The organism is Aureimonas endophytica, assembly GCF_014642635.1.
GTDB lineage: Bacteria > Pseudomonadota > Alphaproteobacteria > Rhizobiales > Rhizobiaceae > Plantimonas > Plantimonas endophytica.
Window position 1 is genome coordinate 758,780 of record NZ_BMIQ01000001.1, and the last position, 13,100, is coordinate 771,879.

The window sequence follows — 13,100 nt, forward strand, 5'->3', positions numbered from 1 at the left end:
AGGCGGGAAACGCGCTAGACGGGCTCCGCAAGCTGGAGAACGGATATGGACGATCGGGCGGAAAACAGCGCGTTGCAGAACGAGGTTCGTCGCCCCGACGATCGCGGCCGGGGCGATCGCCCCGCCACTGGAGATCTCGGCGAGCAGGCGCTCTTCTATCACCGCCACCCGAAGCCCGGTAAGCTCGCGATCCAGGCGACGAAGCCGCTCGGCAACCAGCGCGACCTGGCGCTCGCCTATTCGCCGGGCGTCGCCGAGCCCTGCCGCGCCATCGCCGCCGATCCCCAAACGGTCGCCGACTATACGAGCCGGCAGAATCTCGTCGCCGTCCTCTCGAACGGCACCGCCGTTCTCGGCCTCGGCAATATCGGCCCCCTCGCCTCGAAGCCGGTGATGGAGGGAAAGGCCGTCCTCTTCAAGAAATTCGCCGATATCGACGTCTTCGACATCGAGATCGACGCCAAGGAGATCGACCATATCGTCGAGGTCGTGGCGGCGCTGGAGCCGACCTTCGGCGGCATCAATCTGGAAGACATCAAGGCGCCGGAATGTTTCGAGGTGGAGGAGCGCCTGCGCCAGCGCATGGGCATTCCGGTCTTCCACGACGACCAGCACGGCACGGCGATCATCGTCGCGGCGGCCGTGCGCAACGCGCTGGAACTCGCCGGCAAGAGGATCGAGGAGGCGCGCATCGTCTCGTCCGGCGCGGGCGCGGCGGCGATCGCCTGCCTGAACCTCCTCGTCTCGCTCGGCGCGAAGGTGGAGAACATCGTCTGCACCGATATCGACGGCGTCGTCTACGAGGGCCGCGAGGCGCGCATCGACCGCTGGATGGCCGTCTATGCCAAGAAGACGGACATGCGCACGCTCGGCCAGGCGATCGAGGGCGCCGACATCTTCCTCGGCCTGTCGGCCGGCGGCGTCTTGAAGCCGGAACTCCTGGAGAAGATGGCGGCGAAGCCGCTGATCCTCGCGCTCGCCAATCCGACGCCGGAGATCATGCCCGACCTCGCCCGCCAGGTGCGGCCGGACGCGATGATCTGCACGGGCCGGTCCGACTTCCCGAACCAGGTCAACAACGTCCTCTGCTTCCCCTATATCTTCCGGGGCGCGCTCGACTGCGCCGCCACCTCGATCAACGAGGAGATGAAGAAGGCGGCGGTGGACGCCATCGCGGCGCTGGCGCGCGAGGAAGTGTCGGAAGTCGCGGCCAAGGCCTATGGCTCCGAAACGCCGATCTTCGGCCCGGAATATCTGATCCCCTCGCCCTTCGATCCGCGCCTGATCCTCAAGATCGCGCCGGCGGTGGCCAAGGCGGCGCAGGAGACCGGCGTCGCCGCCCGGCCGATCGAGGACATGGGCGCCTATCTCGACCGGCTGAACCGCTTCGTCTTCCGCACCGGCCTCATCATGAAGCCGATCTTCCGCACGGCGCGCGAGTCCGGCAAGCGGGTGATCTTCGCCGATGGCGAGGACGAGCGCGTCTTGCGCGCGACGCAGGTGATCCTGGAGGAGAAGATCGGCGTGCCGATCCTTGTCGGCCGCCCCTCCGTCATCGCGACGCGCCTGGAGCGCTACGGCCTGAAGATCCGGCCTCAGGTCGATTTCGAGGTGGTGAACCCGGAGGACGACCCGCGCTATCGCGACTATGTCGACCACTATTTCTCGAAGGTCGGGCGCAAGGGCATCAACCCGGACACGGCCCGTACGGTGGTGCGCACCAACACGACCGTGATCGCCGCCGTCGCCGTCTCGCGCGGCGAGGCCGACGCGATGATCTGCGGCCTGCAAGGCAACTACTCGCCCCATATCCGCAATATCAGCCAGATCCTCGGCTTCGCCGAGGGCGTGTCGAAATTCGCCGCCCTGTCGATGCTGATCTCGCAGTCGGAAACGAAGTTCTTCCTCGACACCTATGTGCAGCGCGATCCCGGCGCCGAGGATCTGGCGGAGATGACGCTGCTCGCCGCCGCCGAGATCCGCCGCTTCGGCCTCTCGCCGAAGGCCGCGCTCGTCTCCCATTCCAATTTCGGCACCGACGATACCGAGGAGACGCGCAAGCTGCGCCGGGCGCTGCGGCTGATCCGCGAACGGGCGCCGGACCTCGAGATCGACGGCGAGATGCATGGCGACGCGGCGCTGTCGGAACTGACGCGCCAGCGCGTGATGCCGCATTCGACGCTGAAGGGCGACGCCAATCTGCTCGTCTTCCCCAATCTCGACGCGGCCAATATCACGATGAACGTCGTGAAGGTGATGACGGACGCCCTGCATGTCGGGCCGATGCTGCTTGGCGTCGCCCAGCCGGCCCATGTGCTGACGCCCTCCGTCACCTCGCGCGGCATCGTCAACATGGCGGCGATCGCCGTCGCGGAAGCCGTGCAGCGCGGCTGACGCGCCCCTTGCCCAACACCCTCTCTCCCCTTGTCGCGGGAGAGAGCGGCAGACGCCGAAAAGGTCAGGCCAGCCGCGCGGCGACCCGCTCCCGCCCGATCAGCGGCAGCAACGCGGCGAGCTCGGGACCGTGGTCGAGCCCGGTCAAGGCGAGGCGCAGCGGCATGAAGAGCGCCCGGCCCCTGCGGCCCGTCGCGCCCTTGACCGCTTCGGTCCATTCCTTCCAAGTCGTCGGCCCCCAGGGCTCCGGCGGCAGGAGAGCGAGGGCGCTCGCCAGGAAACCCGCATCTTCCAGCGCCGGCAGCGACGGCGCGCCATAGACCACCTCGCGCCAGACGGCCGCCTCCGCGACCCGGGCGCAATTGCCGCGAACCGCCGACCAGAAGGCGTCGACCTCCTCGGGCGGGACGCCCATCGCCTCCAGCGCCGGGCGCACCCGCTCGGCCGGCAGCGCGTGGACGATCTCCGCCGAGAGGCGTTCGAGTTCCGCCGGATCGAATTTCGAGGCCGAGGCCGAGACCTCCGTCAGCACGAGGCGCCGGCCGAGCGCCGCGAGATCGGGCGCCGCCTCGATCGCCCCGGAGAGCCCCGTCAGCACCGCCAGCGAGGCGACCGCCATCGGCTCGATGCCCTCTTCGCGCAGCGAGCGCAGCGACAGGGCGCCGCTGCGCTTCGACAGGCCTTCGCCTTCCACCGTCGTCAGGAGGTTGTGATGGCCGAAGCGCGGCGGGGCGAAGCCGAGCGCCTGGAACAGCGCGATCTGGATGCCGGTATTGGTGATGTGGTCGCCGCCCCGGATGACATGGTCGATGCCGAGCTCGCCGTCGTCGACGACGGAGCAGAGCGTATAGAGATAGGTCCCGTCCTCGCGCACCAGGACGGGATCGGACAGAGAGGCGAGATCCACCACCTGGGGCCCGAGCACCAGATCGTCCCAGGTAACCTCGCTGCGCCGGGGCGCGAAGGGATCGCGCTCGAAATTCGGTAGAAGAAAGCGCCAATGCGGGACGTGGCCTTCGGCGACGAGACGCTGACGCTCGGCTTCGGACAGTCGCAGCGCCTCGCGGCCGTAGATCGGCGGCAGGCCGCGCGCCATCTGCCGCTTGCGCTTCAGTTCCAGGTCCTCGGGCGTCTCGAAACAGGGATAGAGGACCCCCGCCGCCTTCAGCCGGGCGACGGCAGCGTCGTAGACCGCGATCCGGTCGGACTGGCGGTCGATCGCGTCCGGCCGGATGCCGATCCATTCGAGATCGGCGAGGATCGCCTCGGCATATTCCGCCTTCGAGCGCTCGCGGTCGGTATCGTCGTAGCGCAGGAGGAAATGCCCGGCCTCGCCCTGCTCCTTGGCGAAGAGCCAGTTGAAGAGCGCGGTCCGCAGATTGCCGATATGGATATAGCCGGTCGGCGACGGCGCGAAGCGAACCCTGCGCGTCATCGAAAGCCGCCCTCGGCGCTCGCCCGGCCCGAAGAGAAGAATGCCTGCATCGCGCACCCGTCCGTCACGCTTCCTCCATGATTCCCGATCTAGGAACCGCTCGCTCGGGCTTGGCTTTAGCAAGCCGATGGAAGCGGCGCGACCCTTCTCCGGCGGCGTCGCGGGCATTGAGGGAGCCGACCGACATGGCGCAGGGCAACGGCAGCAAGACGGCGCTGCGCTTCTTCGGCCGCTCCTTCGAGCATCTGAAGCCGGCCGAGCGGCGGGTGCTCGAGGCCGCCGTGTCCGGGCGGCCGATCGCCAGCGACATCAACGAGCATCTGGAGGCACGGGAATCCTTCGGCGATCGCCTCGCCGACGACATCGCCCGGATCGGCGGCTCCTGGGGCTTCATCATCGCCTTCGCCGCGTTTCTCGGCGGCTGGGCGCTGATCAACACGTTGATCCTCACCACCGGGGCCTTCGATCCCTATCCGTTCATCTTCCTCAATCTGATCCTGTCGATGCTGGCCGCCGTGCAGGCGCCGATCATCATGATGTCGCAGAACCGCTCGGCCGCCCGCGACCGGCTGGATGCCAGCCACGACTACGAGGTGAACCTGAAGGCCGAGATCGGCATCATGGCGCTGCACGAGAAGTTGGATGAATTGCGGGCGGAGGAGACGGCTGAGATCCGCGCCCTCCTCGCCGTCGTCGCCGAGCGCATCGAGCGGATCGAGCATCGGCTCGGCGCCGATCGTGGATCGGAGCGGCGCGGCGAGCCCACTGAGGACTGAAAGCTGCCGTCAGAGATTGCAAAAGCCCGCGACGTTCCGACATAGGAGGGCGAGCGCCGAAGTCGCGCCGCCCGATTCCAGCCGCCTCTCGGAGCGTTCGTGTACGAAGTCCTCGATCTCGTCAGCAGGTTCGGTCCCATCATCGTCCTGATCGGGACGTTCTTCGAGGGCGAGGTCTTCGCGATCATCGGCGGCTTCCTCGCCTATCGCGGCTCGCATTCCCTGGAATTCATCGTCGCCCTCGCCTTCGTTGGCTCCTTCTGCGGCGACGCGGCGGTGTTTCTCTTCGCGCGCTTTTGCTCGGCCCATCGCTGGGTGCAGCGCTGGAAGGAAAAGCCGAAATTCGCCCGGGCCATCCGCCTGGTCGAGAAGTACCACGCCTATTTCGTGATCGTGAACCGCTACATCTACGGCCTCAGAATGCCGGGCCTCATCGCGCTCGGCCTGTCCTCGATCTCGATCCCGCGCTTTCTCGTCCTGAACTTCATCGGCGCGGGCATCTGGGCCGGCCTGTTCACGACGATCGGCTTTGTCTTCGGCTATTCGATCAATTCGGTCTTCGCGCGGCTGGAAATGATGGAGCGCGGCGTCGGCATCACGCTCGGCGTCATCGCCGTCGGTCTGGCGCTCTGGTTCGCCTGGCGGCAATGGGGGCCGGCGGTCTTCGGCCGGGCGCGCGGCGAGACGCCGGAAAAGCTGGAGGACGACCGGGCGCGCTGAGCGCCCGGCCGTTCGTCGGTCTTTCGATCAGAAGTTGGCGGCCTGCTTCGGCATCTGCGCCGCGAGATCCTTCTTGAGAAGCTCGGCGACGAGGAAGGCGAGTTCCAGCGCCTGATAGGCGTTGAGACGCGGGTCGCAATGCGTGTGGTAGCGGTCGGACAGGTCTTCCGCCGAGACCATGCGCGAGCCGCCGGTGCATTCCGTCACGTCCTTGCCGGTCATCTCGATATGGATGCCGCCGGCATGGCTGCCTTCCGCCTGATGCACGTCGAAGAAGCTCTTCACCTCCGACAGGATGCGGTCGAAGGGCCGCGTCTTGTAGCCGTTCACCGAGATGGTGTTGCCGTGCATCGGGTCGCAGGACCATACGACCTTGCGGCCCTCGCGCTCCACGGCCCGCACCAGCTTGGGCAGATGCGCCTCGACCTTGTCATGGCCGAAACGGGCGATCAGCGTCAGCCGGCCCGGCTTGTTCTGCGGGTTGAGGATGTCGATCAGCCGCAGCAGGCCGTCCGGCTCCAGCGAGGGGCCGCATTTCAGGCCGAGCGGGTTCTTGATGCCCCGGCAGAACTCGACATGGGCATTGCCTTCCTGGCGCGTGCGGTCGCCGATCCAGATCATGTGGCCGGAGGTCGCGTACCAGTCGCCGGACGTCGAATCGACGCGCGTCAGCGCCTGCTCGTAGCCGAGCAGCAGCGCCTCGTGGCTGGTGAAGAAATCCGTCTCGCGCAGCGCCGGATGCGTGTCGGCGGTGATGCCGATCGCCCGCATGAAGTTCATCGTCTCCGAGATGCGATCGGCCAGGTGCCCGTAGCGCTCGCCCTGCGGCGAGCCGGAGATGAAGCCGAGCATCCACTGATGCACATTGTCGAGATTGGCATAGCCGCCCTGCGCGAAGGCGCGCAGCAGGTTCAGCGTCGCCGCCGACTGGCGATAGGCCTCGAGCTGGCGCTCGGGGTTCGGCACGCGCGCCGCCTCGTTGAACTCGATGCCGTTGACGATGTCGCCGCGATAGGCCGGCAGAGTCACCTCGCCCTTCGTCTCGCTGCCCGAGGAGCGCGGCTTGGCGAACTGACCGGCGATGCGGCCGACCTTCACCACCGGCGAGGAGGCCGCGAAGGTGAGGACGACGGCCATCTGGAGGAAGGCGCGGAAGAAGTCGCGGATATTGTCCGCGCCATGTTCGGCGAAGCTCTCGGCGCAGTCGCCTCCCTGAAGCAGGAAGGCGCGACCTTCGGCGACGTCACCCAGGGCCCGGGTGAGCTTCCGCGCCTCGCCTGCAAAAACCAGCGGCGGAAACGAGGCCAGCTTGCGCTCGGTCTCGGCGAGCAGGCCGAGATCCGGATAGACCGGCGCCTGTTCGATCGGCATCGCTCGCCAGCTCTGCGGCGTCCACTCCTTGCCCATGGGTCTTTTCCTTTCGGCCGTCTTCGGCCGGTTTCCGCGCCTTCTTCAGCTTATCCAAACGCGGTTCAACTTGGACGGCGGGGTTTAAGCACGGGCGCGCCGGCTTGTCATCCGCCCCGGATCGCGCCGTCCCGCCGCCAGACGACGGCGATCTCCGGGGCCGACGGGCCGAAGCCGGCGCAGAGGGCCGCGAGCCCCGCCTCGGAGAACGCGCCGTCGAAGGACGCGCGGTCGAGCATCAGATGGTCCGGCAGGCCGCCCCGCGCAAGAAGCGCGCCGAGGCGGCGAAAGAGCTCCGTGTCGCCGAGCGACGGCCGGGCCTCGCCCGGTCGCGCCGGCAGCGCGGTGATCCGCACCGCCGGCCCGGCCAGAAGGGCGGCGAGCTGGCGATCCGGCAGAGCGGCCAGGGCGCGCGGCGCCAGGACGCGGTGCGCATCGGCCAGCGGCAGCGACAGCGCCTCGGACAGGACGAGGACGGGCGACGGCGAGCCGGCAAGCGCGATTTCCGTCGGTGCGTCGATCAGCGTGACGCGAAGCGCGCGGCGCGGCGCGGCCATGGCGGCGGGCCCGGCGAGGACGAGGCCGCCGGCGCCGAGGATCAGGCTGCGCCGCGTGAGCTCGAAGCGCCCCATCGCTCAAGCCTCCGTCACTTCGACGCGCGCGGCGAGAAGCGCGGTGCGGTCGGCGCTCGGTCCGACCAGGATGTCGTAGTCGCCGGGCTCGACGGCGGAGACGAGGTCGGGGCCGAGAAAGCGCAGCGCCTCGACGGGCAGCAGCATCACCGCCCGCCCCGTCTCGCCGGGCTGGAGCTGGAGCTTGGTGAAGCCCTTCAGTTCCAGAAGCGGCCGGGCGACGCGGGCGACGCGCTTGCGGGCGAAGAGGAAGATCGTCTCCTCCGCCGCGGCCGGCCCCTGGTTGGCGAGTTCCACCTCGACCACCAGCGTGTCGGCGGCCATGGCGCGCGCCGGCGTGGCCTTCAGACCCGAATAGGCGAAGCGGCCATAGGTCAGCCCGTGGCCGAAGGGAAAGAGCGGCGCCGTCGAGAGGTCGATATATTTGCTCGTGTAATGCGCGTCGGAGGCCGGGCGGCCGGAGGGCCGTTCGCCGAAGAAGATCGGCACCTGGCCCACCGAGCGCGGCCAGGTCACCGGCAGGCGGCCGCCGGGCGAGGCGCGGCCGGTGAGGAGATCGGCGATCCCGTTTCCGGCTTCGCTGCCGCCGAACCAGGTGGCGAGCACCGCACCCGCCCGCTCGAACAGCCAGGGCACGGCGAGCGGCCGGCCGGCGGCGAGGAGGACCACGGTCGGCCGGCCGAGATCGAGGACGCTTCGGGCGAAATTCGTCTGGTTGCCGGGAAGGTCGAGATCGGAACGGCTGGCCGCCTCGCCGCTCATGTCGCGCGATTCGCCGAGGCAGAGGACGACGAGATCGGCTTCCCGCGCCAGCGCCAGCGCCGGCTCGATGCCCGCCTCGTCCTCGCTGTCGATGCCGATGCCGCGCGCGTGGCGGATGTCGCAATCCAGCCGGGCGGCCCGGAGGCCCGCGAGAAAGGTCACGACTTCCTTCGCATCGCCCGCGCCGGACCAGCTGCCCAGCATGTCGGTCGGCGCGTCGGCGAGCGGCCCGATCATCGCGATGCGCTGCGGATGGGGCTTCAGCGGCAGGAGACCGTCGCGATGGGTGAGGAGCACGGCCGAGCGCCGCGCCGCCTCGCGCGCCGCCGTGCGCCGTTCGTCCCGGCCGGCGGCGATATCGGCCTCGCGCCGGAAGGGATCGTCGAAGAGGCCGAGGCGCTCCTTCAGGCCGAGCACGCGCCGCACCGCCCGCTCGATCGCCTCCATCGTGACGAGCCCCCGCTCCAGCGCGGTCGGCAGGCCCTTCAGATAGGCGTCGCTCATCATGTCGATATCGACGCCGGCATTCAGCGCCAGCGCGGCCGCCTCGGCGAGATCGGCGGCGACGCCATGGATGACAAGCTCGGCGATCGCGTTGTAGTCGCTGACGACGACGCCCTCGAACCCCGCCTCGCGGCGCAGCCAGCCGTCGAGAAGCGGCCCGTTCGCCGTCATCGGCACGCCGGAGAGATCGGAAAAGGCCGGCATCGCGCCCGCCGCGCCGACCCGGACGGCGGCGAGGAAGGGCGGCAGATAGACCTCGCGCAGCGTCCGCTCCGACATGTCGGTCGAGGCATAGTCGCGCCCCGCCACCGCCGCGCCATAGGCGACGAAATGCTTCACCACCGCCGCGACGCTGCCCGGCGCGCCGAGGCTGGCGCCCTGGAAGCCGCGCACCTTCGCCTCCGCGAAGAGCGAGGCGACGAGCGTGTCCTCGCCCGGCCCCTCGGCGATCCGGCCCCAGCGCGGGTCGCGCGCGACGTCGAGCATCGGCGCGAAGGTGATGGCGACGCCCTCGGCGGCGGCTTCCGTCGCGGCGATCCGCGCCGTGCGCTCCCAGAGCGCCGGATCGAAGCTCGCCGTCTCGCCGAGCGGGATCGGAAACAGCGTGCGATGGCCGTGCACCACATCGAAGCCGAGGAGCAGCGGAATCTTCAGCCGCGATTCCTCCAGCGCGATCCTCTGGACGCGGCGCGTCGCCTCGCGGCCGAAGACGTTCAGGAGGCTGCCGGCCTCGCCGCGCCGCACCGAGTCCTCGGCATTGTCCGCCAGAACCGGGCCGGTGACGGAAAAGCCGGCCGAGAGCATCGCCAATTGCCCGAGCTTCTCGCCGAGCGTCATCTCCGCCAGAAGGGAATCGATGCGCGGCACGATGCGTCTCCTCTCACGCCGGTCGGATCAGTCGTCCGCGAAGGCGACGCCGCGCCCGGCGAGCAGCGCGTCGAAGCGCTCCGCCTCGCCCGGCCGCAGCCGGACGGCGCGCGGATAGCGCGGCGCGGCGCGATCGCGGATCACCACGGTCTCGAAGCCCTCCGTCTCGGCCACGAACCGCTCCAGCCCCGCCTCGCCATGGATCGCGAGGAAGCCTTGCAGGACGGCGTCGAGATAGGATTGGAGGATGGCCGAGCCGGTCTCCGCCGCCGTTTCCGTTGTCCGCGTCGCCTCGTAGAGGAAGACGGGCACCGGCACGTCCGGCATGGCCTCGATCGTCAGGACCTCCGGGCCGAGGCTGCGCCGGTCGTAGCCGGCCTCGCGCTCGTCCACCGCCGGCAGATGGTCGGCGAGATCGTAGACGACGACGCCTTGCGTCTCGTGCCCCGGCGCGGGGCGCACCGAAAGAAGCGCGATGCCGACCTCCGGCCGCGGCAGCCAGAAGCGCCGCCAGCCGGTGACGGCGGCGCGGCGCACCGCCAGGAACTTGGTGCGCAGCGTGTCGCGATTGACCAGCGAACCATAGCCGAAATAGGCGACGACCCGGCCCTCGGCGGCGAGCCGCGCGAAGTCCGGGTGATCGGGATGGAGGGACGCCGTCCCCGGCGCCTCAGCCCTCGACACGCGCGCCGTTCCGCAGCCGGTAGCTCGGCTCGTACATGGTGACGAGCTCTTCCGCCGCCGTCGGATGGACCGCCATGGTGCGGTCGAAATCCTCCTTAGTCAGCCGTGCCTTCACGGCGATGCCGAGAAGCTGGCCCATCTCGCCGGCATCCGGTCCGAGGACATGGGCGCCGACCACGCGGCGGCTGGCGCCGTCGACGACCAGCTTCATCACCATCGGCTCGCTGCGTGCCGTCAGCGTCTGGCGCATCGGGCGGAAGCGGGCGCGGTAGACCTCGACCTCGGGCAGGAGCTTGGCGGCGGCGGCCTCCGTCAGACCGACGGCGCCGATCTCGGGCTGCGAGAAGACGGCGGTCGGGATCGTCTCGAAATCCGGCTTGGTCGGATTGTCGCGGAAGGCGGTCTCGACGAAGCACATCGCCTCGTGGATCGCGACGGGGGTCAGCTGCACGCGATGCGTCACATCGCCGACGGCGAAGATATGGGGCACCGAGGTGCGGGAATAGTCGTCCACCTTGACGGCGCCACGCTCGTCCAGCGCGATCCCCGCCGCCTCGCAGCCGAGATTCTCGGTATTGGCCTGCCGGCCGATCGCCAGCATCACCTGATCTGCCTCGATCACGTCGCCGCCGAGAAGATGCGCCGCAAGACGGCCGCCGTCGCCTCGCGTGACGCGCTCGATCGCCTCCTCGCAGCGGATCTCCATGCCCTTCTGCGCCATCGCCTGATGCAACTCGTGCCGCAGATCGTCGTCGAAGCCCTGGAGGATCTCCTTGCCGCGATAGACGAGCGTCACCTTGGCGCCGAGGCCGAGAAAGATATTGGCGAATTCCACCGCGATATAGCCGCCGCCGAGGATGACGACGGAGCGCGGCATCTCCTTCAGATGGAAGGCTTCGTTGGAGGTGATGCAATGCTCGGCGCCCGGCAGGCTCGGATGGCGGCTGGCGCGCCCCCCGACCGCGACAAGGATCGTCTCGGCCGTAACGCGGCGGCCGTGGTCCACGAGGCGGATCTCGTGCGGCCCTTCCAGGACGGCGCGGGTCGGAAACAGCTCGACGCCGGCCTTCGCCAGATTCGTCTGATAGATGCTTTCGAGCCGGGCGATCTCCCGGTCCTTGTTGGCGATCAGCGTCGGCCAGTCGAAGCTCGTCTCGCCGACCGTCCAGCCATAGGCGGCGGCATCCTCGAAGCTTTCGGGAAATTGCGAAGCGTAGACGAGGAGCTTCTTCGGCACGCAGCCGCGAATCACGCAGGTGCCGCCGAAGCGATATTCCTCGGCGATGGCGACGCGCTTGCCGAGTATCGCCGCCCGGCGGGCGCCGCGCACGCCGCCCGAGCCGCCGCCGATGACGAAGAGATCGTAGTCATATGCCTGGCTCATCGAAGCCGCCCCTCATCGCCCCGCGACATTTGCGGGATCGACAACAAAGAAAAGGCGGCCGTCAAGGCCGCCTCGATCCCGCCCGCGCCTGCGAAAGCGCGCTTACTGCGAGGAGGCCTGGCCCGCCGTCGTCGTCGGCAGGGCCGCGCCGCCCGGCAGCGTCGCGCCGCTGCCGTTCTGGGCGAGAAGTTGGGACATGCCCTCGGCCGCCTTGGAGCGCAGGTCGCGCAGGATGCCGTTCGACCAGACATCCGCCGCCGCCAGCATCTCGCGGCTGGCGATCGGGCCCTGCTTCAGAAGCTTCTTGCCGGCGGCGGAATTGTAGAAGGCGGCGATGTCCTTCAGTTCCTGCTCGGTGAAGAGCTTGGCATAGACGCGGCTGACCTCGGTCTCGAGATCGGCGCGGCGCGGCGCGAGCTCCAGCGCCTTGTCGTCCACCATGTCGGAAATCTGCGGCTGCATGTCGGGATTGCTGCCGATGAGATCGGATTTGATCTGCGTCGCGGCGTTCATGAGGATGTTGTCGAACTGCTCGGTCGAGTCGATCGCGTCGACCGCCGCCCGCGCCGCCGCGAGATGCGAGGGGGCGATCTCCTGCGCGGCGGCCGGCACCGTCACCGCCAGACCGGCGACGACGACGGCGAGAATCCCGCCGCGAATCGTGTTCATGAGAACCATGACAGTCCTGTCTCCATCCCTAAGGCGATGCGCGCGCCCGGTAGGTCGTTGATCCGGCGGCGTTCCTAACCAATCGGCCAGCGAAGCCGCAAGCCCCGTCCGCGCCGTGCCCGCAAAGGCGATGGCGACAGCGGCCGGCGGCCCCGGCCGCATGGCGGCTAGGGATTGCCGAGAATGCTGATTCCGTCGTCGCCGGCGATGAGGGCCGCCTTGGCATAGCCGATGAACAGGCCATGCTCCACGACGCCGGGAACAGCATGAAGGGCTTCCGAAAGCGCTTCTGCGTTCGGAATGCGGCCAAAAGATGCGTCGAGGATCAGGTGGCCGTTATCGGTGATGAAGGGTTCGCCCCCGGCCCGCCGCAGCGTGATCTCGCCGGAAAGGCCCAGCCTGTCGGCCGCGCGGCGAATCGCCAGATAGGTCGCCATCAGGCCGAATCCGTTGACCTCGATCGGCAGCGGAAAGGCGCCGAGCGTCGCCACCGTCTTGGAGGCATCGGCGATGACGAGCATGCGGCCGGAGGCCGCCGCGACGATCTTCTCGCGCAGGAGCGCCCCGCCGCCTCCCTTCACGAGGCGCAGCTGCGGATCGATCTCGTCCGCCCCGTCAATCGTGAGGTCCAGTTCGGGAAGCTGCTCGAGCGTCACGATCGGAATCTTCAATTCGGCGCAGAGCCTGGCCGTGCGCTCCGAGGTGGCGACGCCGGTGATCCTGAGACCGCCGGCGACCTTCTCGCCGAGCGCGCGGACGAAGGCCTCGGCCGTCGAGCCGGTGCCGATGCCGAGCCGCATGCCGTCGCGGACATGCGCGAGGGCGGCCCGGCCCACCTTGTCCTTCAACGATGCCGCGTCGGCCAT

The 13,100-nt window shown here is 69.0% G+C and carries 11 protein-coding genes; 3 read left to right on the forward strand and 8 right to left on the reverse strand.

Annotated elements, in window-relative coordinates; translation table 11 throughout:
* Positions 1–45: 45 nt before the first annotated feature.
* On the forward strand, positions 46–2,394 hold the full coding sequence (locus IEY14_RS03845; protein WP_188906863.1) for an NADP-dependent malic enzyme: 2,349 nt from the start codon (positions 46–48) through the stop codon (positions 2,392–2,394).
* 64 nt (positions 2,395–2,458) lie between these two features.
* Here IEY14_RS03845 and IEY14_RS03850 read toward each other — a convergent pair whose 3' ends face one another.
* Positions 2,459–3,829 (reverse strand): glutamate--tRNA ligase, encoded by a 1,371-nt coding sequence (locus IEY14_RS03850; RefSeq protein WP_188906864.1) that lies wholly within the window; start codon positions 3,827–3,829, stop codon positions 2,459–2,461.
* Positions 3,830–4,014: 185 nt separating this feature from the next.
* Between IEY14_RS03850 and IEY14_RS03855 the strand changes: the two genes are divergently transcribed.
* The gene (locus tag IEY14_RS03855; protein ID WP_188906865.1) at positions 4,015–4,605 is read left to right on the forward strand and encodes a DUF1003 domain-containing protein; all 591 of its coding nucleotides are present in this window, start codon (positions 4,015–4,017) and stop codon (positions 4,603–4,605) included.
* A 99-nt stretch (positions 4,606–4,704) separates the two neighbouring features.
* Entirely contained in the window at positions 4,705–5,325 is a 621-nt protein-coding gene (locus tag IEY14_RS03860; protein WP_188906866.1) for a DedA family protein, read from the forward strand.
* A 27-nt stretch (positions 5,326–5,352) separates the two neighbouring features.
* Here the strand turns inward: IEY14_RS03860 and IEY14_RS03865 are convergent, their stop codons facing one another.
* The 7 genes from IEY14_RS03865 to rpiA all read right to left on the reverse strand — a co-directional run bounded on the left by IEY14_RS03865 (position 5,353) and on the right by rpiA (position 13,100).
* Positions 5,353–6,732 (reverse strand): class II 3-deoxy-7-phosphoheptulonate synthase, encoded by a 1,380-nt coding sequence (locus IEY14_RS03865; RefSeq protein ID WP_188906867.1) that lies wholly within the window; start codon positions 6,730–6,732, stop codon positions 5,353–5,355.
* Positions 6,733–6,839: 107 nt separating this feature from the next.
* Entirely contained in the window at positions 6,840–7,364 is a 525-nt protein-coding gene (locus tag IEY14_RS03870) for a hypothetical protein (RefSeq protein ID WP_188906868.1), read from the reverse strand.
* A 3-nt stretch (positions 7,365–7,367) separates the two neighbouring features.
* On the reverse strand, positions 7,368–9,497 hold the full coding sequence (locus IEY14_RS03875; RefSeq protein ID WP_188906869.1) for a glycoside hydrolase family 3 N-terminal domain-containing protein: 2,130 nt from the start codon (positions 9,495–9,497) through the stop codon (positions 7,368–7,370).
* Between the two features lie 27 nt (positions 9,498–9,524).
* Positions 9,525–10,181: a gamma-glutamylcyclotransferase family protein gene (locus IEY14_RS03880; RefSeq protein WP_188906870.1), complete on the reverse strand. Its 657-nt coding sequence runs from the start codon at positions 10,179–10,181 to the stop codon at positions 9,525–9,527.
* Entirely contained in the window at positions 10,168–11,565 is a 1,398-nt protein-coding gene (gene gor, locus IEY14_RS03885) for a glutathione-disulfide reductase (protein ID WP_188906871.1), read from the reverse strand. Before gor ends, IEY14_RS03880 begins: the two co-directional genes overlap by 14 nt.
* Before the next feature lie 102 nt (positions 11,566–11,667).
* Complete coding sequence (locus tag IEY14_RS03890) at positions 11,668–12,243, reverse strand: DUF2059 domain-containing protein (RefSeq protein WP_188906872.1); 576 nt, start codon at positions 12,241–12,243, stop codon at positions 11,668–11,670.
* A gap of 158 nt (positions 12,244–12,401) precedes the next feature.
* A complete protein-coding gene (gene rpiA / locus IEY14_RS03895; RefSeq protein WP_188906873.1) occupies positions 12,402–13,100 on the reverse strand; it encodes a ribose-5-phosphate isomerase RpiA in 699 nt (232 codons plus the stop codon).